Source organism: Paenibacillus sp. BGI2013 (genome assembly GCF_002843485.1).
Taxonomy (GTDB): domain Bacteria; phylum Bacillota; class Bacilli; order Paenibacillales; family Paenibacillaceae; genus Paenibacillus; species Paenibacillus amylolyticus.
Genome location: NZ_PJFA01000010.1, coordinates 122,884 through 143,635, shown reverse-complemented (window position 1 = coordinate 143,635; position 20,752 = coordinate 122,884). Strand labels below are relative to the sequence as shown.

Annotated in this window: 23 protein-coding genes; 2 read left to right on the top strand and 21 right to left on the bottom strand. The window is 45.9% G+C overall.

Features of this window, described 5'->3' with window-relative positions:
* Positions 1 to 145 precede the first annotated feature (145 nt).
* The 8 genes from CXK86_RS22555 to CXK86_RS22520 all read right to left on the bottom strand — a co-directional run bounded on the left by CXK86_RS22555 (position 146) and on the right by CXK86_RS22520 (position 7,592).
* Complete coding sequence (locus tag CXK86_RS22555; RefSeq protein WP_076253561.1) at positions 146 to 1,744, bottom strand: response regulator transcription factor; 1,599 nt, start codon at positions 1,742 to 1,744, stop codon at positions 146 to 148.
* A complete protein-coding gene (locus tag CXK86_RS22550) occupies positions 1,737 to 3,527 on the bottom strand; it encodes a sensor histidine kinase (RefSeq protein WP_076253560.1) in 1,791 nt (596 codons plus the stop codon). The genes CXK86_RS22555 and CXK86_RS22550 overlap by 8 nt, the downstream gene beginning before the upstream one ends.
* A gap of 327 nt (positions 3,528 to 3,854) precedes the next feature.
* A complete protein-coding gene (locus CXK86_RS22545; protein WP_036606882.1) occupies positions 3,855 to 4,277 on the bottom strand; it encodes an OsmC family protein in 423 nt (140 codons plus the stop codon).
* A gap of 33 nt (positions 4,278 to 4,310) precedes the next feature.
* On the bottom strand, positions 4,311 to 4,499 hold the full coding sequence (locus CXK86_RS22540) for a hypothetical protein (RefSeq protein ID WP_076253559.1): 189 nt from the start codon (positions 4,497 to 4,499) through the stop codon (positions 4,311 to 4,313).
* Positions 4,500 to 4,553: 54 nt separating this feature from the next.
* Entirely contained in the window at positions 4,554 to 5,300 is a 747-nt protein-coding gene (locus CXK86_RS22535; RefSeq protein ID WP_047841601.1) for an amino acid ABC transporter ATP-binding protein, read from the bottom strand.
* 16 nt (positions 5,301 to 5,316) lie between these two features.
* Positions 5,317 to 5,961 (bottom strand): amino acid ABC transporter permease, encoded by a 645-nt coding sequence (locus CXK86_RS22530; RefSeq protein ID WP_017692207.1) that lies wholly within the window; start codon positions 5,959 to 5,961, stop codon positions 5,317 to 5,319.
* A 32-nt stretch (positions 5,962 to 5,993) separates the two neighbouring features.
* Positions 5,994 to 6,845, bottom strand: coding sequence for a substrate-binding periplasmic protein (locus CXK86_RS22525; protein ID WP_076253558.1), 852 nt, complete (start codon positions 6,843 to 6,845; stop codon positions 5,994 to 5,996).
* Positions 6,846 to 6,959: 114 nt separating this feature from the next.
* Entirely contained in the window at positions 6,960 to 7,592 is a 633-nt protein-coding gene (locus tag CXK86_RS22520; protein ID WP_076253557.1) for a TetR/AcrR family transcriptional regulator, read from the bottom strand.
* 214 nt (positions 7,593 to 7,806) lie between these two features.
* On the opposite strand from CXK86_RS22520, the gene bacA reads away from it, so the two are divergent.
* On the top strand, positions 7,807 to 8,616 hold the full coding sequence (gene bacA / locus CXK86_RS22515) for an undecaprenyl-diphosphate phosphatase (protein WP_076253613.1): 810 nt from the start codon (positions 7,807 to 7,809) through the stop codon (positions 8,614 to 8,616).
* A 281-nt stretch (positions 8,617 to 8,897) separates the two neighbouring features.
* Here the strand turns inward: bacA and CXK86_RS22510 are convergent, their stop codons facing one another.
* The 6 genes from CXK86_RS22510 to CXK86_RS22490 all read right to left on the bottom strand — a co-directional run bounded on the left by CXK86_RS22510 (position 8,898) and on the right by CXK86_RS22490 (position 12,582).
* Positions 8,898 to 9,080 carry a hypothetical protein gene (locus tag CXK86_RS22510; protein ID WP_036606873.1) on the bottom strand — a complete coding sequence of 61 codons (183 nt, stop codon included), beginning with the start codon at positions 9,078 to 9,080 and terminating at the stop codon, positions 8,898 to 8,900.
* 224 nt (positions 9,081 to 9,304) lie between these two features.
* On the bottom strand, positions 9,305 to 9,631 hold the full coding sequence (locus CXK86_RS22505) for a thioredoxin family protein (RefSeq protein WP_017692202.1): 327 nt from the start codon (positions 9,629 to 9,631) through the stop codon (positions 9,305 to 9,307).
* Positions 9,632 to 9,716: 85 nt separating this feature from the next.
* On the bottom strand, positions 9,717 to 10,625 hold the full coding sequence (locus tag CXK86_RS22500; protein WP_076253556.1) for an aldo/keto reductase: 909 nt from the start codon (positions 10,623 to 10,625) through the stop codon (positions 9,717 to 9,719).
* A gap of 180 nt (positions 10,626 to 10,805) precedes the next feature.
* A complete protein-coding gene (locus tag CXK86_RS32265) occupies positions 10,806 to 10,976 on the bottom strand; it encodes a hypothetical protein (RefSeq protein ID WP_017692200.1) in 171 nt (56 codons plus the stop codon).
* 216 nt (positions 10,977 to 11,192) lie between these two features.
* Positions 11,193 to 11,936, bottom strand: a complete 744-nt coding sequence (gene gpmA / locus CXK86_RS22495) for a 2,3-diphosphoglycerate-dependent phosphoglycerate mutase (protein WP_076253555.1) — start codon at positions 11,934 to 11,936, stop codon at positions 11,193 to 11,195.
* 73 nt (positions 11,937 to 12,009) lie between these two features.
* On the bottom strand, positions 12,010 to 12,582 hold the full coding sequence (locus tag CXK86_RS22490) for a DUF420 domain-containing protein (protein ID WP_074096493.1): 573 nt from the start codon (positions 12,580 to 12,582) through the stop codon (positions 12,010 to 12,012).
* A gap of 375 nt (positions 12,583 to 12,957) precedes the next feature.
* Here CXK86_RS22490 and CXK86_RS22485 point away from each other — a divergent pair, with 375 nt between their 5' ends.
* A complete protein-coding gene (locus CXK86_RS22485; protein WP_076253554.1) occupies positions 12,958 to 14,148 on the top strand; it encodes a cation:proton antiporter in 1,191 nt (396 codons plus the stop codon).
* Positions 14,149 to 14,373: 225 nt separating this feature from the next.
* Here the strand turns inward: CXK86_RS22485 and CXK86_RS22480 are convergent, their stop codons facing one another.
* From CXK86_RS22480 to CXK86_RS22445, 7 genes are all read right to left on the bottom strand, one after another.
* Entirely contained in the window at positions 14,374 to 14,859 is a 486-nt protein-coding gene (locus CXK86_RS22480) for a DedA family protein (RefSeq protein ID WP_036606861.1), read from the bottom strand.
* 13 nt (positions 14,860 to 14,872) lie between these two features.
* A complete protein-coding gene (gene pssA, locus CXK86_RS22475) occupies positions 14,873 to 15,418 on the bottom strand; it encodes a CDP-diacylglycerol--serine O-phosphatidyltransferase (RefSeq protein ID WP_036606859.1) in 546 nt (181 codons plus the stop codon).
* Positions 15,419 to 15,439: 21 nt separating this feature from the next.
* Positions 15,440 to 17,188, bottom strand: coding sequence for a sensor histidine kinase (locus tag CXK86_RS22470; protein WP_076253553.1), 1,749 nt, complete (start codon positions 17,186 to 17,188; stop codon positions 15,440 to 15,442).
* Positions 17,185 to 17,865: a response regulator transcription factor gene (locus tag CXK86_RS22465; protein ID WP_036606855.1), complete on the bottom strand. Its 681-nt coding sequence runs from the start codon at positions 17,863 to 17,865 to the stop codon at positions 17,185 to 17,187. The genes CXK86_RS22470 and CXK86_RS22465 overlap by 4 nt, the downstream gene beginning before the upstream one ends.
* A gap of 249 nt (positions 17,866 to 18,114) precedes the next feature.
* Positions 18,115 to 18,927 (bottom strand): bifunctional hydroxymethylpyrimidine kinase/phosphomethylpyrimidine kinase, encoded by an 813-nt coding sequence (gene thiD, locus CXK86_RS22455; RefSeq protein WP_017692191.1) that lies wholly within the window; start codon positions 18,925 to 18,927, stop codon positions 18,115 to 18,117.
* 105 nt (positions 18,928 to 19,032) lie between these two features.
* A complete protein-coding gene (locus CXK86_RS22450; protein ID WP_076319681.1) occupies positions 19,033 to 19,731 on the bottom strand; it encodes an ABC transporter permease in 699 nt (232 codons plus the stop codon).
* The gene (locus tag CXK86_RS22445) at positions 19,724 to 20,647 is read right to left on the bottom strand and encodes an ABC transporter ATP-binding protein (protein WP_101314584.1); all 924 of its coding nucleotides are present in this window, start codon (positions 20,645 to 20,647) and stop codon (positions 19,724 to 19,726) included. The genes CXK86_RS22450 and CXK86_RS22445 overlap by 8 nt, the downstream gene beginning before the upstream one ends.
* Between the last annotated feature and the right edge of the window lie 105 nt (positions 20,648 to 20,752).

Below are 20,752 nucleotides of genomic sequence, written 5' to 3'. Positions count from 1 at the left end.
TTGTAAATCCAGTCTAAAATGTGAAGCATTCGGTGACCATTGCTTATCATGGGAAGTGCATGGACAATATGATGAATCTGAAATTTCTCAGGAATATCGAAAAAGTTTTACACAATAGGTAGGGGCAAAGCCCAGCACTCCGTACTTATTCCTCGTTTATATCCGTAGCGGTTCCTTTAATTGATGATTGGGTTCTGGCCTGTTTGTAAGCGGATGGGGATTCCCCTACATATTTCTTGAACTTACCGTGGAAGTAGTCCACATTAGCATATCCCACTCTCGCCGCGACCTGATGGACCTTCAGTCCTTCGTCCAGCAATTCCTTGGCCTTTTCCATACGAACCTTGTCCAGAAATGCATTGAAATATTCTCCAGTATGATTCTTGAACAACTTACCCAAGTAACTGCTGTTATAGTTAAACACTTCTGCCAGCACTTCGAGTTTGAGATTTTCGCCAGGGTTACGCTGGATAAATTCAATCATCTGTTTCAATACAGTATCCTTGCTTCCCCCACCCATACGTTGAATAAGTCGATTCAAATGTTCCGATGCCATGACTTTGAGATCAGACATCGTAAATTGATGATAGACTTCATTAATCAGAACCGAATGTTCCTGCATAATGGAGTGCATATGTTGATTTGTCGCTGCAAGTTTGTTGAACGCCAGGGAAAACACCTGTGAGAACGCCGTCTTAATCGCTTGCTCTGTTCGGTGATATGGAACCAGGCGCTCTTCCATCTCACCCAGCACCCGCATAACGGACTCACTACTGCGGATGTCTAACGCATAATACAGCTTGTCCGCGAGTTCGTCCTCAACTGGCTCATGTGCTGCGTCCATAGCTTCAACTTCTGGTTTAACAACGCTTTCGCCTTCGCTGCCTTCAGTCCACAGAATGATGCGTTGCTCCGTGAACAAGAAGCGTTCCCCGAGTAAACGATTTGCCTGCGTGTATGACTGCGCAATTTCAGAAGTGGAATGTACGGGTTCTCCTGCAGCACCATACATGTGAACCTCCCATTCTCCCAGCAGTCCTTCCAGCTCATCATACAGATTTCTTGCAGATGACTCGGATGTGATTATTTCCTTACTTAACAGTCCCAGACCAGAATGGAACGAGAATACAATGCCTCGGTCTTTATGGTCAAATGCTTCAATCAGTTTGCGTTTCATAACACTTCCCCGTTGCAGGTCGGGGGTTACATGCATCTCAAGCAGCACAATCTGATAGTGAGGCCAATGCAGCCCCAGACTATCTTCTTCCATGCTGCCCGCACCCTCCAGACTGTCAAAGAGCAAAGCCTCGATCTGATGCTCCCTAAAGACGGTATCTTCACCAGCATGACGTGCCATTGTCTCCCGTTCACGGGTCAGGATTGTAGCAATACGCTCCAGTTCACCAATAATCTCTTCTTCATCCACCGGTTTGAGCAGATAACCATCCACACCAAAACTGATGGCTTTTTTGGCATAATCAAAATCCGCGTAACCACTCAATATCAAAAAGTGCGAATCCGGATGATTCCGGCGCACTTCTTCAATCACATCCAACCCGGTCATACCGGGCATGCGAATATCAATAATCGTCAGATCAGGCTCCAATTCCTCAAACCGGGAGATGGCCTCACGCCCGCTAGCAGCTGTAGCAATGACCTGGAATCCGTATTTTTCCCACTCGATAATGGTTGTCAGTCCCTCACGTATGCTCGGTTCGTCATCCACCAAAAACACTTTATACATGTTGGTCCCCTCCTGCTGGCAAAGTGAAAGAAACCTCTGTTCCTTCCCCATATACACTCTTAATCTGTAATCCATATGGCTCGCCGTACGTCAATGTTAAGCGTTGATGTACATTACGCATGCCGATCCGACTCTTCTCCTGCTCCTCCGGTCCACAGATAAACTGCATCACCTCAGCCAGTCGTTCTGGCGTTATGCCTGCACCATTGTCATCCACACGGATCTGCACAATGTTCTCTACTAAACGAATACTTATATGAACACGGACTGTGCCCTCTTTGTTCTCCAGACCATGGACAATCGCATTCTCAACCAGAGGTTGAATAATCAAAGGCGGAATGTACATCTTCTCCACCTCGGGATCGATATGGATCTGGAATGCAAGGCGGTCGCCGTAACGAAATTTTTGAATTTCCAAATATGAACGTACCATTTCAAGTTCAGCCCGGAAAGTTGTTTTTCCACTGCCAATCTCCAGACTCTTGCGCATTAGCTTGCCCAACAGCCTGACGATGTTGGCAATCTCTGCTTCTCCCTTGATATGCGCCTTCATCCGAATGGACTCCAGTGCATTAAACAAGAAATGGGGATTGATCTGGCTCGCCATCATTTTCAATTTAATCTCTTTTTGGGCGATTTCCAATTGATTGTTCTGTTCGGTCGCTTCTACCACCTGCGTCATGAGTTCATTGATACTTTTCACCATATAGTTGAACTGTCGTGACAGTTGTCCAATCTCATCGTTTCCATCAATCCGTGAAGTCACGTTCAGGTCTCCTAATGCAAGCTTGTTGAGGTGTTTACTCAGCCGGAGCAATCGATTCGAAGTGAGGAACGAGATGGTATATACGAATAATAGGGCGATAACCAGCACAAGGATAATGAAAATCATGCCGATCAAGCTGACGGTGTTAGCGTCTTTGACGATATTTTTGGTGGCAAAAACCGAAATCACCTTCAGGCTGTTCATACTCGATCCAGGGCCCAGCTCATCAATAACAATATTAGATGGTTCCCCTCGGAAATCCCCCTCTATGGTGCCTTTCGCCTGATTCTGCAGATCAACGCCAAAATCAAGCTCATCCAGCGTTTTACCCACCAGCTCGGTATTCTTGGCCGCAACCACATACCCCTGCTCGTCCGTAATCATCGTCTCAAACTGTTCCTGACGCAACAATCCATTCAGCTCATCCTGATTGATCACAATCATCAACACGCCCTCGGTCCGATACTCGGCAAAAGGTACTTTGCGCACCAGGCTGAGCTTGTGTACAGGATTATCTTCCTTGTCCGGAATGTAGAACCACCCGATGCTGGTTGTTTTCAGTGCCTGTTGGTACCAGTAGCTCTCTTCCGTCTGCTTGTCTACCGGGATGAATTCGAGGTTGTTGATCAATGTTGGGTTAGTCGAGTAAAAACGAATGCCGGCTATCTCACGGTACAAACGCCTGTACTCCTGAAAGTCTTTGTATGCAAGATACGCTGAGGTTAACTCCACAACGCTCTTGTACCGTTTATTTACGATCTCCTTAAGATCCGCATTAAACATTAAAAGATTGGATATATCGGTTGGTACACGAAGCATGGTTGCCGTCTGGCTCTTGATCTTGTCCACATTGATGATCGTCTGTCCTATCGCATTGTCCAGGGCTTGCTGGCGAAAATAACTGGTCACAGCAAGACCAACAATCAGGACCGGAATCATGACAACCAGTACATAGGAAATGAGCAATTTATGCTTTAATTTGAGATTATTAGTGGTTCGTATCAACCTTTTCAACATGTCTGCACCTTCCGTCATCTGTATAAGCGCTTACATATAAACAGCAGGATCAGGATGTTCTGTCCTCAGAATTAATCATACCACATAACCGTCAGAATTCGGATTGTCATTGCAATGGGTACTATATTGCCAGGCTGCAAGCCAACCTACCTCTAGTAGAAGAGGCCGCCATTAACATGGCGACCGGGCTTACCGAATTATTTCTGTTGACAGAAGTTTAGTGACTCCTAGATGGGCGAAATCCCTGTTGAAGTGTTGGAAAAGCCAAAAAAGGCACTCCCACGATTGGAAGTGCCTTCTCAGTATCAGAGATTTACTCATATGTTATTAAGGACGAGGTGTACTTACCCCATTGAGGATCAGTTTAGGATGAATATCGGCGCTCAGCGAAGCGGAAACTGCACAATATTTTTCCTCAGCCATCTGGATGGCTTTCCAGATGCGATAATCCGGGATATCGCCATCGACTTTGAAGATCAGATCAATGGATGTGAACCCTTTAGGCATCTCTTCACTGCGTGTACCTTGCGCTTCAATCTCAATTGACTCAATTTTGTCCAGGAAAGCGTCCAGAATCATCGTAATATCGATTCCCATACAGCCGCCGAGACCCGCCAGTAACAATTCCATCGGGGTCGCACCCTTGCTGTCACCACCATAAGCAGCAGTGGCATCCATGCCAACCGCGTAGCCAGAGGGTCCTTCGGAAGTAAACGCACGTTTGCCTTTCCATACGGTTGTTACATTCATGATGTTATCCTTCTTTCTTACAATAGTTTAAGTTCAAGCGAAAAAGGTTTGCACTTGCCACTCCGATGACAGAATAACCTTCCGATCGCTGTTATCCCCAGATTTTTTTTTTCCTTCTTCAAGGGTAAAATCAGGGGATAAAGGCGCACGCTCCGCTTCTTCAGGTTTCTTCTGTCCTCTCCGTTCTTGTGCAAAAAGTGTAGTTGAACTGATATCGTTCATGACCTTAAATACCCGCTCCGAGTACGTTCGTTCTTCCGATCGCTGTTATCTTCATCAAAATTCAGTAATTTGTTGCAAGAAACGACGGGTGCGCTCTTGCTTCGGCTGTTCAAAGAACGCCTGTGGGCTTGCTTCTTCCACAATCGATCCATCCGCCATAAAGACGATTTTGTTCGCCACATTACGGGCAAACTTCAATTCATGTGTCACAACCAGCATCGTCATGCCTTCCTCTGCCAGTTCCTTCATGACGGAAAGTACCTCTCCGACCAGTTCAGGGTCAAGAGCAGAAGTTGGCTCATCAAACAGCATCACTTCCGGCTCCATTGCAAGTGCACGTGCAATGGCGACCCGCTGCTGTTGTCCACCCGATAATCGGGATGGATACGCATCCTGCTTGTCTGACAAGCCAACCCGATCCAGAAGAATTCGGCCGCGTTCAGCCGCTTCGTCACGCTTGATTTTTTTCACCGTAACAAGACCTTCCATCACATTACCCAGCACCGTCTTGTGCGGATACAGATTGAACTGCTGGAATACCATGCCGGTCTGGCGACGAATCTCCAGTACCCGGGCACGCTGGACTCGCAGCGGATCTGCGCTGTTAACCACAATGCCGTTCACTTCAATCTGTCCTCCGGACAGCTCTTCCAGCCCATTCAGACAGCGCAGCAAGGTACTTTTGCCTGAACCACTCGGTCCGAGCAATACAACAATATCTTTGGCATCGACATGAAGATCGATGTTCGTAAGTACTTCATTTTTCTGAAAACGTTTGGTAAGTCCAGTTGTTGTAATCATCGGTTCTCTCCTCCCATCAGTAAGCCCGGGCCAACCGGCGCTCCACTTGTTCCAGAATGGCCGAGAAGCCGATACTCATAATCCAGTAGATCACACCGATAGCCAGATAAAAAGGCATGTTCAATGCATATTGTGATACCAACAGTTGTGCTGAACGCAACAACTCGGTAACACCAATCGCCGCCACAAGTGAAGTTTCCTTCAACATGCCAATAAAGGTGTTCCCCATCGGCGGAATCGCAATGCGCACAGCCTGCGGGAAGATAATCCGTCTCATCGCTTGAGCCGGGGTCATTCCCGTTGCATATGCAGCTTCAGTCTGTCCTTTAGGCACAGCCTGAATGGCTCCACGGAACGTCTCCGATAGAAACGCACCTGCATTCAGACTCAGTCCCAGACACGCTGCGGTGAGCGATCCCAAGGTCACTCCATAATCGACCAATCCGTAATAAATAACGAATAATTGCACCAGCAGCGGGGTTCCCCGCATGATGGATACATAAAACCTTGCGATCAACCTAAGCCACATCGGTCCCTTCAGACGAGCAATCGCAACAAGGACTCCGATGATGAACGCAAAAAACATGGAGATCACTGTTACATACAGCGTATAATAAGCCCCCTTCAGAAAGAAGGGGATATTCTCAAATACCAGTTCCATGGGTCAAATCTTCCCTTCGCCTTGCAGGTTCATTATTGCGCAGGCTCTTCACCAAACCATTTTTTGAAAATGGTATTGTACGTGCCATCATCTTTCATGCCTTTGAGAGCATCATTTAATGCTGCTACAAGTTCCGGATTGTCTTTGCGAACAGCAATACCTGCCTGGTCACTCTTAATAGCTTCACCTACAGCTTTGATATTCAATCCGTTGGCATCCACAATCGGTTTCAGAGCGTACATATTGTTGATTGTTGCATCAATCCGCCCAGCATTCAGATCTTTGAGTGAAGAGATGACATCGTCATAGGTTTTGATCGTGAAGTCTCCCACTTTGGGCAACACTTCATTACGCAGATATGATTCATCATTTGTACCCAGACCTACGCCAATCGTTTTACCTTTGAAGTCTTCCAGTTTGGTAATATCGTTATTGTCTTCTTTTACAATAATTTTAACTTGGTTCGTAATATACGGATCACTGAAATCCAATACTTTCTTACGATCATCGGTAATCGTCATTTGGCTGATAATGGCATCAAGCTTCTTCGCTTGCAGACTTGGTGTCAAACCGGAGAACTCTTGGGATACAAATTCAACCTCAACCCCAAGACGTTTCGCAACTTCACGTGCGATATCGGCATCGTAGCCGTCCATTTCTTTCTTATCGTTCAGGAAGTTGTACGGTGCGTATGTGCCCATCATGCCCACTTTGATAACGCCAGCCGACTTGATCTGTTCCAGTTCATTACTTGCCTGTGCACCATTTGTGCTTCCACCATCTGTTGCCTTACTTCCACAAGCACTAAGTACCAGCACGGTCATCAGCAGAATTGCTGTCAAAGACCAGCCTTTACGAGTTTTCGATCCATATGTGTTGTTCATTACGTTAACTTCCTCTCAGTCGTGTATTAATCTGGATGTACATTGGGTTACTTTATTGTGACTAAACCGCAGTTGTACCCATTATTCCCTGCTATTTGTTTAATCATGTGAATCTTATGTGCCCAATAGTCCGTAAAACTCAAAGCTTGCTGCTTCAGTTGCCAGCGATGAAGCTGTCATGGCTGAAAATTTGCTGTGTAACTCATCGGAACCGAACAACCAGCGTGATATCATGCCTTCAATCATGCTTACCAATAGCGCTGCTCGAAGTGGAACATCCATGCCCTTAGGCAACATGCCGAGTTCGATGGCACGTTCCATATTGTGACGAAAAGCAGTTTCCACGGCATTACGTGTCTCCTCGACCAGGCGTTGTACGGACTCTTCCGTCACGATGCCTTTGAGCAACAGTTCCATAAAATAGCGATTCTGCGCGGCAAACAAAAACAAGTCAGTGAACAGCCTTTCCGATGCTTTCACCATATCTTCTACCGATCCGGCATCCTTGCGGTACCCTTGTCCAATCGACTCAAGTAACTCCTCCTTGCCCGTTAAGACAATCTCTGAAGCAATGGCTTCTTTACTCTTGAAGTGCCAGTAGAATGTTCCTTGCGCCACACCAGCCTCGCGAACGATATCGGAAATTTTCGTCTGATGGTAGCCTTGGGTTGCAAAACGCTCCATCGCTATGCGTATTATTTGGTCCCGGCGTTCTTCACCAGGTTCCAAACCGTTAATTTTGGTCATTCATGTAACCCTCCCGATTGATCAGTCAGTCAGTTAATTTATATCCTATGGGATAACTAGGTTTTTGTCAATATAGTTTTAAACAAATGGTTACAAGCATAAGTTGAAGTTGAGTGCATTTGTGATCATAATAGGTGATAGCCTTGTTCAAATGAACAGGCATGGTCAAGCAGGACAGCCTGTGCTGTCACCTGCATTTCAAGGAGGAAGAGAATTGGACATTATATCATCCATTATTATGGGCATCATCGAAGGTTTGACTGAGTTTTTGCCCGTGTCCTCTACTGGACACATGATTCTGACTGCCCACTTGCTGGGTTTATCGGAGGACAACGAGGCAGTCAAAACGTTTGAGGTGGTTGTTCAACTCGGAGCTGTACTTGCTGTTGTTGTACTGTACTGGAACAAATTCATTGATATGTTCCGCTTCACCGGAGGGAGCAGACCTTACTCCCGCCGCCTCAATCTGGGACATATTTTCCTGGCGATGGTTCCTGCCGTAGTCATCGGACTTGTATTCCGCGACTGGATCAAGGCACATTTGTTTGGTCCGGAAACAGTGCTGTACAGCCTCGTTATAGGTGGTATATTGATGATCGTAGCCGAACGCTGGAGCCGGAAGAGTGGGCGGATTACTACCCATGATGTCGATGATATTTCCTACAAACAGGCATTCGCGGTGGGTATATTTCAGATCTTGGCGTTGTGGCCAGGCTTCTCCCGTTCCGGGTCAACGATCTCAGGCGGTCTCTTTGCAGGGGTAAGCCGTGTAGCCGCTGCGGAGTTCACATTCCTCGTGTCTGTGCCAATTATGATTGGCGCTACGGGATATGACCTGTACAAAAGTATCGATCACCTGAACGGCAGTGATTTCCCAATCTTTGCGATTGGATTCATCGCTGCTTTCATCGTCGCCATGCTTGCGATCAAGACGTTCCTGTCCATTTTGAAAAAATTGAGCCTGACCGTCTTTGCTGTGTATCGCTTTGTCTTGGCAGCCGTGTTCTTTATTATTTTGATGTAAGCATTACAATTCAAGTAATTAGACAGGCAAAATCAATGGCGGCCTCACGTTCCCTTGGGAAGCGAGGCCGCCATATTTTATATTGCTATACTTCCTTTACTTCATCTTTCTGTTGCTTCACGATTCTGTTACTGCTCCAGAGACAGGAACATCCGTAATTAGAAGAAGTCTGATTCTTCATTACTTCCTTCTTTAGTGGGTTGGATCATTGGTGATGCCGACTAGGTTTACTATGTATCATGGACAACCATATTTATGTTCACTTCTGAAAAGCAGTCTGGCTAGTACCACTCTTTTACTTGAAAGTTCCGGTGTTTCTTTCGACTCTTCAATCTCTCACGCAGATTATATCTATTCTCCTTTTGTTCCTGCAGCAATTGCTTCACCCCGATCATCAACAATCGGTATCTTCGGTCATCATTGTGACTTAATTGGTGCATTTCTTCAAAAATTTCATTCTTCATACGGATCTTGTTCACTCCAAATATTCAGTTTGTTCTCACAGTATACATGGGAGCACTGAACAAATTCTAAACAAGCGTTGTTTCTCAACTTCAGTTATTCAAATGCACATTTGAATGCACATCATGCGTGCTGGGATGAAGCAGAAAAACCCCTTCCTGTCGCAGGACAAGAAGAGGTCTCCTTAGCTAAATTAATTAGTCAAACTGCTGATGCCTTTGTACACTTAAACTTTGGATTCAAGCGTCTCCAGATACTCGGAGATTTGAGCAGGTGTTTTAGCCCATTTGCTATGCAGATGTGCGATTTTCTTGCCGTTCTGGAAGACGAGCAGGCTTGGAATGCCGCGTACACCATTCTCTTCAGCAAACGGCTGGAACTTTTCTGCATCCAGCGCATAGAAGGTTTTGTCCGTATGTTGGTCGATAACATCCCCGATAAAACGATCCAGGTTTTTGCAATCCGGACACCAGGTTGTATCAAATTTAATGACGGTAAAACCATCAGAGTTAATTGTATCCAAATATTGCTGTTCACTTTGAATTCTTTCCATATGTCTTCTCTCCCTTATATGTTCCTTTTTTGGCTGATCTTCATTGTACCTCGTATAGTTACAATTGAAAATAGGCTTAATGGAGTTAACGATGCTGCTTGTACAGATTAGCGGGACTGAGTTCTCGTATTTCCTGAGTTTCCGCAGCGGTGAGTTCAGGCGAATTCGAAGCAGCAATATTATGCAACAACTGTTCTCTTGAACTGGCACCAGGGACAACTGTTGCTACGGCAGGATGGGATAAAGCGTAGCGAATAGCTGTCTGAGCCATACTGCGTTGGTCCGTAACAAGACGACTTAGCCCTTGCCGAATGGTATATAGTTGCTCTGGCGTATAGTCCAGATAACCTTTGTCTGCCTTGGCAGATCCGGAATCGGCAAGCACACCGCTAGCTACTGGTCCACGGGCAATTACGCTGATCCCCTTTTGTTCCAATAAAGGCAGTACTTCTTCTTCCGCTCTGCGGTCAGCAATGCTGTACTGGTTCATCACACTGACGATGGCTGCCCTCTTTACATACTCCCGAATCACATTGGGACGAATGGAGGAAATTCCGTAATATCGGATAAGTCCTTCCTTCTTCAGTTCCTCAAACGCTTCGATCGTCTCTTCGATAGGGTCGTCCAAGGTCCCGCCATGCAGCTGATACAGATCGATGTAATCGATCTGCAGACGCTTCAGACTTTCATGTACAGCCTGCTTAATGTAGGCTTTGGACGGGTCCCATGACCAGCCCTCTTTGCCAGGCAGACGACGATTACCTACTTTGGTCGCCACAATGACTTGGTCCCGACGCCCTTTAATAGCTTGTCCTACAATCTCTTCATTACGCCCTTCGTCATACAGATCGGCTGTATCCAACAGATTGACCCCATGATCCAGAGCCTCATGAATCAGACCCATAGCGTGCTCCATTTCAGTTCCAAGTGACATACATCCCAGCCCAATCTCAGACACCATCAGTTCGGATGTACCCAGACGATTTTTGTTCATATGTGCATCTCCCTCCATACGTTCTGCAAGTATCCATTGTATCATTCTTGCTGGCAAAAATCGCATTACACACAAAAACAAGGGACTGCTTTTGATTGCACAAAAAAACCTGGAACGACTTCATCTCCAGGTTTCTCATGATCATCATTTAAATTCAATCGATAAACGAACTATCGCAATCTATTTCACTTCCACACGTGGTCTGGTTTTACTTGTTCCATTGGACGAATTGGAGTTTTTCATCATACCCGAGACAGTGCTAAACAGCTTATCTCTTGCTTGTTTGTTCCTCATCAGATAAGTCACACCTGCGCCGATAGCCGTCATGATAATTCCTCTTCTTTTAGACATGTGCTTCTCCTCCTTCAGGATAAATGTACATCGTGTCTTGTTTGACAATTACCCTGTGGGAGCAAAACGAAACGAAGTGCAGGCTTGATCGCAGAAAAAAAGATGACCTCCGAATTAAAATTCAGCGGTCATCTTCCAATCGTCCTGTTGAAACATCAACCGAACGAGATAAATCATACAAGCTTTCGTACAATCAAGACAGACGTCCATGTCCAATTAATCAGATGGCGTTGCCACATGGGTCATTTCTTCATGTTTGTAGGTAGAACCATCGGCGGTCAGATAAAAGTGTCCGATGGGATGCAGATCTTCATCCAATTCGTAGACAAGCGGAATGCCTGTCGGGATATTGAGCGCCATCACGTCTGCTTCGGACAATTGGTCCAGATGCATGACGAGTGAACGGAGCGTGTTCCCATGCGCAGAGATCAGCACTCTTTTGCCAGCAGACACCATCGGTTTAATCTCCGCATTCCAGTACTCCAGTACACGCTTCGATGTATCCATCAAGTTCTCCGTAAAAGGGATGGTGCATCCGAGCCGCTTGTACTTGTCCAGATCCTGCACATATCGGTCATCGGTTTCGTCCAGTGCCGGGGGAGATACGTTCGCGGATCGTCTCCATTCCTTTACTTGTTCTTCCCCATACTTCAGAGCAGTCTGCTGTTTATTCAGTCCTTGCAGCGCACCATAATGGCGTTCATTCAGCTTCCAAGTCTTCGTAATGGGAATCCACATGAGGTCCATTTCATCCAGCGCAATATCGAGTGTTCGGATAGAACGTTTCAGCACGGATGCATAGGCGTAATCAAAATCAAATCCCTGTTCCTTCATGATCTTCCCTGCTTTACGTGCTTCTGCGTAACCATCCGTTGTCAGATCCACATCAGTCCATCCGGTAAAACGATTCTCTACATTCCACATGCTCTGTCCATGGCGAATCAAAACAACTCTGTACATAAACGTGAACCCTCCTTCCATGGAAACATTACCAGCAAGTCAAACTAATTAGCACAGTGAAACGTTCATCACATTAATAATATGGTGCCATCATCAAGTATACTACGACACCTGTAGAACTGACGTACAGCCAGATTGGCATCGTCCAACGTGCAATTTTGCGGTGTTTCTTCAATTGATTCGTCCAACCCCACACAAGTGTGAACAACGCCAATGGAACAATCAGGGCTGCCAGTATACTATGGGTAATCAGAATGAAGAAATAGATCGAACGAATGATGCCCTCGCCGCCGTATTTGGACGTCTCTGGTGAGAGGTAATGAAACGTCAGATAGGTCACGAGGAATAACAGTGTCGTTGAGAATGCAGCAAGTATAAATCGTTTGTGCAGCTTCACATTCCGCTTGATAATAGCAATAAGCGCTGCGAGCAGGAAGATGAAGGTAAAGCTGTTAAACACGGCATTAAACCGCGGCAACACCGTAATATCAAAGGTTACATCACCTTTGTAACCAATCGATGGTGCGAAGAACAATAATAAAATAATGACATTAGCGAGAATGGAAATCGTGATAATGATGCCTGCGAAATTTTTATTACTCGTCGGGGACTGAATGTTCGGCTCCCCTTTGTTATTTTTGCCCAATGCAAAATCCTCCTCATATCCTAACTTCTATGTTCTATATCATTATATCTCGCCAATTCCGGGCTGTTAAGTGACAACACTCTGAACAAAAACCGCTTCACTCCCCTATAAAATGCCCCTTTGCGGCTATTTTCACTCAAATCCAATCCGGCTCCCATTTACCGAATCCTTCATTTGTGGTATAATTAACGCAATTAATCACATACGCGTTGAAACTGGAGGAGCCTGTCACCAAGGGCCCCTCTTTGTCTTTTTCAGGCACAGAACGGCACTCTGCTAATGCCGTTCTGTGCCTTTTTGTCTGTTTGAAGCGGAGGATGGATCGCCCTTGGGTTGGTTAACCTATATACGCTACTACTGGAGGGAAGAACACCTATGGAATTTATTTTGGTTCTTGCACTTATTTTAATCTTTACCAAACTCGCTGGTGATCTATCCGTAAGATTGGGTCAGCCATCCGTTTTGGGGAAACTGATTGTCGGTGTCATCCTCGGACCTGCAATTCTCGGTTGGGTTCAGCAAAGTGATTTCGTGCATTATATGGCTGAGATCGGGGTATTGCTGTTAATGTTCATTGCCGGACTGGAAACCGATCTGGAGCAGTTAAAGAAAAACTGGAAGGCGGCCTTTGCCGTAGCAGTCGGCGGTATTATTTTGCCTTTTATCGGAGGATACGGTTCGGCCGTAGCCTTTGGTATGTCACAGACACATGCGCTGTTCTTTGGACTTTTATTCTGTGCCACTTCCGTCAGCATATCGGTTCAGACACTGAAAGATATGGATCAACTCAGCTCGCGTGAGGGTACAACAATCCTTGGGGCAGCTGTCGTAGATGATGTCCTGGTCGTTGTCATTCTTGCCGTTATGATGAGCTTGCTGGGTACTGGTGGAGGAGACACTTCGATCTCTTTGCTTATTGGTAAAAAGCTGTTGTTCTTTGTGATCATCATCGCTGCCAGCTGGTTCCTTGTTCCACGCATCATGAAGTGGATGGCACCACTGAAAGTTACCGAGACCGTCATTACTGCGGGATTGATTATTTGTTTTGGCTTCTCGTACTTTGCAGAGTGGATGGGTGTTGCTGGAATCATAGGTGCATTTGCCGCTGGTATCGCCATCTCCCAAACTAACTTCAAACATGAAGTCGAAACCAAACTGGAACCGATCGCCTACGGAATTTTTGTTCCAGTTTTCTTTGTCAGTATCGGCTTAAATGTCACCTTTGACGGTGTCGGTTCACAAATCTGGTTTATTGTCGTTATCAGTCTTATCGCCATTGTTACCAAACTTATCGGTGGTGGAGCTGGTGCACGACTGACCGGATTTAATATGTCATCTTCATTAGCCATTGGCTCAGGAATGATTTCAAGAGGTGAGGTTGCACTCATTATCGCTTCAACCGGACTTGCCTCCGGATTACTTGATCCAGAATACTTTACCAGCGTTGTAATCATGGTTATTGTTACTACACTGGTTACTCCGCCACTCCTCAAAATCACCTTTGCACGCAAAAAAGGGGAAAAGCAAGTCGAAAGAGGAATTGAAGATTCTCATTTAAGTGGGTAAGGTATTGAAATCATTCTGTATTTAAAGCACGCCGCTTTGTTCCATTCTCTCCTTCTATCTCGAAGGTTGGAAATGGTCAGAGCGGCTTTTTATATATTCACAAAGTTATCCGTCCGTAGCCGTTACTCATTCAAGTTCGCTAAACTCATAGAAAAACAAAAAAAGACCACCTTACACTCAAGAGGTCTTCGATCTTTTCCTGTTGTTACAACAGGCTGTCCCATTTTAAGTTAACACGCCAACATAAAAACCAATCGAGATAAAGACAACACACCAGACGAATGCACCAATGCCCGATACAACTACGTACCTGCCAATTGCCATCTTGCTAATTCCGGAGAAACAACACATCAGATGACGAATGCCTGGAATGAAGTAACCCAGGATGATGGACCAATACCCATATTTGAGGAACCACGACTCCACCCTGCTGAATCGTTTGGCATTAACGCCAACCCACTTGCCGTATTTTTCAACCAGCGGCCTGCCCGCTTTTTTGCCAATCATGTAGCTAAGCAGCCCTCCGGTAAATGCGCCACCAAAACTGACGGCGATGGATACGGAGTAATTCAATACCGAGATGGAGGCGAGATAACCGACAAAAGTCATCATCACCTCATCCGGAATCGGCATGCCAATAACGCCGAGAGCCAGTAGTCCGTATATTGCGAAATAACCATATTGACCAATAAATTCTTTTGCAAATTCCATACTGACTCGCTCCTTATTTCGGTTCCACAATATCCTTCTCATGTGAGGCTAACACTTGTTTTAGAGACGGGAATCGGATTTGGCTCACCATGAGACCGGATAATACAATAATGACAAGATAGGCTACACCATGTGTGAAATAAGGACTCCAGAGTGCGAAAAAGGACATCAGACCTCCCGCAAATGTAATCGGCATTCCGACAAAACCACTGCTTGCTGTCTTCTGACAGTTATAACGGGCCAGACGCAAAGCACCGCAAATCGGAAACAATGCAGTCAGTGCCATCCCCAGCACACTCACTTCAATCATGGAATTCAGGTACAGAATCAGCACGGGTGCTGTTCCGAATGAAACTACATCCGCAAGCGAGTCCAAGGACTTGCCGAACTCACCCTCACAATGCAATTTACGAGCCGCATACCCGTCAAACAGATCAAAGAACATCGCTACCCATATCATCATCACAGCCAGGGCAAATTCACCATGAATAGCCATAATGACTGCCAGCATGCCTGAACTCAGATTCCCCAAGGTTAAAATCGATGGTAAAGACTTCATAATATTTGACTCCCTTTCGTACTAGGCTTTAGGAAAAATAATATAAAAACGGACTCCATCCGGTGTATTCTCCACTCCATAACTGCACCCATGCAGATCAAGAATCTGCTTCGCAATGGCCAGACCAAGCCCGGTCCCCCCCATTTTACGATTACGTGAGCGCTCTACCCGATAGAACCTCTCCCATATATACTGCCGCTCAGCTTCAGCAATGTGCTCACCCTTGTTTTCAATGGAAATATGGACAAAACCTTCACGCCTGCTAATCTCAATAGTTATATCGGTATGTGGTATCGCATGACGTATAGCATTCATCATGATATTGAAAATAACTTGCTCCAGCTTGCTTCGGTCACCCTCAACCGTCTGTTCTGTTGTGGATACAAGCACCACATCCAATCCTTTGTCCTTTAGTTGCGGACCCAGACGGCCAGCGATATCTTCAATCATGTCAGCCAGTGCAACAGCATCCGTATTCAATTGAACCGCTGAGGATTCCAGTCGCACCAGATCCAGCATCTCTTCAACCATCGTTTCCATTTTGATCGTCTCATCGGCAATGATCTCAATGTAACGCTCACGTTTGCTCTCACTGACGCCATCCTTCAACCCTTCAGAATATCCCTTAATAATGCTGATTGGTGTCTTAAGTTCATGTGATGCATCGGCAAAAAACTTGCGCTGACGCTGTTCAATCTCCTGCTTCATTTCCATATCTGTACGCATCTGCGTGTTGGCCTGCCTCAGCTCTTCCAGTGTCTGACCCAAGGTTCCCGATAAGGCATTGAGGCTGTTAGACAGACTCCCGATCTCATCATTACGCCGGATGGGTGATTTCACCGTGAAATCCAGCGTAGACATTTTCTTGGCGACATGGTTCAAGGCCAAAAGCGGCTTCGTTATAATTCGGGACAGGAGCAACGCCAGCAACAGAATCAATATAAATGCCCCTATGCCAAAATACGCATAGAACAAACGTGTTGCCTCATTCGCTTCCCTCATCTCCTGTAGAGAGGTGAGCGAAAAGATCAGTTGTTGCTCGGGTCCGGAACGATGCACTGGAGCAATGGTGATGACATTGCGAACACCGCTCCAGCTATCCATCCATTCTTCATTGAGCATTTTGCCATTCGCCAAGGCAAGTTGGTCTTCGGTGGATAATGGGAACCGGCTATCCAGTGCTTGCACCAGCAGTCCCTGCCTTTGACTCCACGTTGCCAGATTGGGAAGAACGACCTCGGTTAATACGCCTGACCATTCCTTTACCGGTTCAATTGATTCCTGAAAGCTTTCTGTTCCCCATGCGGCGGAAGTGGCATCCTGGATTTTGAAAGGATAGACCATGGATTCGCTGGCCGGACCTTTCACCGTCAGTTCTTGCCCATATTTTAGATGGGATGTAATCCAGCCAGCATTCTCACTATTGATAAACAAGGACAAGGACACTTTCACGTGACTTCCATCCTCTTGAAGCAACGTAATGTGGAACGGGTCATTAACCAATCTTCCGGTATTCGTCAAAATGACCAGATGTGATTGATTCTGACGCATGAATTTCCCGGTCTCCTTGGCTAGCTGTAAATCACTCCAATGTCCATTGGAATATTGCTGTTCGAACTTGGACAGCTTTTTCTTCATACTGCTAACCTTTTGATGCTGATAGAAGTCAGGGAACCAGAACAACTGGGCAAAAACCGTCGTCCCATATAAAAGAACCAGACATCCTGCCATGACTAGGAAAAGCTTCATCGTTACGCCATTTCTTCTCATGCTTCTGCCTCGAAACGATATCCAGTGCCAATCACCGTCCGGATACACTTGGCTTCATCACCCAGTTTGCTGCGCAACTTCTTGATGTGGGTATCTACAACACGTGAGTCCCCTTCAAAATCAAATCCCCAGATCCGATTCAAAATGGCATCCCGGGACAACACAATGCCTGCATTACGTACCAAATAAAGCAACAGATCATATTCCTTTGGTGCAAGTTCCACTTCAATTCCGTCCTTCTCCAGACGTCTGGCCCATGGATCAAGGGTTACCTGTCCGAAGCGAATCACACCCTGCTCTCGTCCAAATGCACCTTCAACACGCTTCATTAATGTCTCTGCACGTGCAACCAGCACACGTGGACTAAACGGCTTGGTAACGTAATCGTCTACGCCCAGCTGAAATCCATGAATTTTATCGTCATCCTCGGACCGTGCAGTCAGCATGATAATAGGTACGGTGGATTGGGATCGAATATGCCCACATAACGTCCATCCATCCATTTCAGGCATCAAAACATCCAGAATAACCAGATCTACCTCATGCAGAGCCAACAGTTCCAGTGCCTGTACTCCATGTTCAGCTTCTATGACGTTCCATTGTTCTTTTATGAAATAATCGGCCACAATCTCACGAATGCGGCTTTCATCTTCCACCAGAAGCACTGTTCTGATCATGGCCGACTCTCCTTTTAGATTTCTGATGATAACATACCTATTCCATGTGTCGTTCATGTGTCCACACATGTTTTGGAATGCTCCCATGATATATACGATTAATATAAGCCAAAAGTTACTAATTTTTATAAAAATTCGCATAAAAAAGAAGCCATCAACGAGCAAGCTCCTGCTCATTGACAGCTACTTGAATGAAATCGAAGTGTGTTATCCAGAATTGATGCGCTACTGCGCGCTCCCTGGCAACACTTAACGTTGTTGCTCCAGACGGTGTGCCACATGCAGTGTCGGGCCAACAAAACGGTTCAGCGGGAATCCGCCGGCAATCGCTTTGGTCACGAAGGCTTTACCTTCACGAACAGCCTCTTTCACTGAAAGACCACGAGCCAATCCTGCGGTAATCGCCGCAGACGTTGTGCAGCCCGCACCATGAGTATATCCGGAGCCGACAACATCGGCTTCAAACCATTCGTAGTTGGTTCCATCATAGAGTAGATCCATTGCTTTACCCGGGCTAATGACACCTCTGTCCTTGATCAGAACATGTTTCGAGCCATGGGCATGAATTGCTGCTGCCGCTGCTTCCATTTGTTCCTTGGAGCGAATAGGTCCGCTCTTCGCCAGTTGGGATGCTTCGAACAGATTAGGTGTAACCAGATCAGCACCTGGCAACAGGAATTCGATCATCGCTTCCGTATTTTCCGGTTGCAGTACTTCGTCTGTACCTTTGCAGACCATTACCGGATCGATAACGATCTGTGGCAGACCGCTGCGGCGAATATGTTTTGCTACCAGTTCAATAATATCTACAGAACCGAGCATACCTGTCTTCATTGCATCGAAACCGATGCCGTCCAGAACCGTGCGAAGCTGCGCTTCAACCACATTTAATTCAACAGGAAAGACCTGGTGATCCCATGTTTCGGGCTCCATTGCCACAACCGTAGTCAGTACGGTCATGCCATACACACCCAGCTCCTGAAAAGTTTTCAAATCAGCTTGAATACCTGCACCGCCGCTCGTGTCCGAACCAGCTATTGTTAATGTTTTTGGAATCGTCATGGTAGTTGCATTCTCCTTCGTGTCTCAGTTGACATTATCCTATCCCTTGTACGAGCGGATGTCAATGGCATCTGAAGCCATACAGAGCATGGTTTTCCGAATGATTCAGTTCACATCTTTTGTCTCCAGACGAACCATGGACATCGAAGCAATCCATATCCCTATTGCTCCAAGGGTCAGAGGAATAATAATAAGAGAATGAATGGAAACTTCCGACCCGTTGAATCCGGAGCAGACAATCGAAACCAGCAAAATGGACGAGACCATTGTAGTTGTAACAGAATGCTTACGCATACCGAAGAATAGGGGAATGAGTGCCATACACGCAGCCGATAAAGAACTTATACTGTACTTCACCAGAAGTCCCAATATATCCCGATTCGTCAGTGATTCAGGAATGAAGGAGTAGAATTGATTAACAATCAACAATAGTGAGCCCATGAACAGATCGTTAACCATAATCATCACAAATGTAAAACCAAACACGATAATCAATTTGGCAGCGATGATTTTATGACGCTGGATGGGATAGGTGAACATGACGTTCATCGTTTTATTTCTATACTCACTGATCACCAGCTTGGATAATAAAGCTCCTGCAAATATGATAAAGGTCGCTCTCACAAACGTATCAATAATCATAAAGGCGGTCTGGTAATCGGCATAGGCATAATCTTCTGCTCCCACATCCACGAATCCAATCATGATCAGGAAAAGAAGAATGGCTATGCTGGCAATACCTGCACCTGCAAAATTACGTGCAAAACGGTGCTTCCGCATCTCAAGTCTGATTAGTTTAAGCAACGTCTTCATCCCCTTTCACAAGCTTCATGAAGTGTTCTTCCAGGGAATGAGCCCGTTTGGATATCGATTCGATCTCAATGCCATGCTGAATCAGCTTGGTGTTCAGTTCCGATGGAATGATTCCCGGATCATAGATGCGTAACGTTTGGTTATCAACCAGTTTATAATTACTCAAACCAAGCTGGTGTTCAATGACATAGGTCGCTTTGCGGATATCCACCGCCTGTAACTCGATATACTCATTTTGACTTCCACGAATGCTCTCCATCGATACTTCCTCCACCAAGCGACCGCCGCGAATGACACCAACTGTGTCCGCAATCTGCTCTATCTCGCCAAGGATGTGACTGGAAACCAGCAGGGTAATGCGATACTCATTGCTAAGGCGCTTGAACAAATCTCGCATCTCCCGGATCCCTACAGGATCCAATCCGTTGATCGGTTCATCCAGAATGAGCAGTTCAGGCGTGGTTATAAGTGCACGAGCCAGTCCCAGCCTCTGCTTCATGCCCAAGGAGAAGTCCTTGACCGGTTTCTTGCCTATATCCTTCAGCCCTACCATTTCCATCGTGTTGTCGATGATCTTTTTGTTGTAGAATCCCATGTATTCACAGTGAAGTTCCAGATTCTCGCGAGCAGACAGCCTATCGTAGAAAAAAGGATATTCAATAATGCTGCCCATTCGCTTCAGCACTTCATAAGAGGTCGGCGTAAGCTTCTCCCCAAACAGTTCTATCTCCCCTGTGGTTGGTTTGACGAGATTGGTGAGCATCTTCATGATGGTTGTTTTACCAGCACCATTTGGACCGAGGAATCCATAGATCTCACCTTGCTTAATATTCATATTGACGTTGGATACAACCTCCACCCCTTCATATACTTTGGTCACATCTATTGTTCGTGCGATATAATTCATCGTCCTTGTTCTCCTTTACGTCCCCTGTCCGGGTTCCTATATCTATATTGTAAAGAGAAAAGTCTTCTTTTTTATTAATCAAATCTTACAAAAACCTTAAGTCTG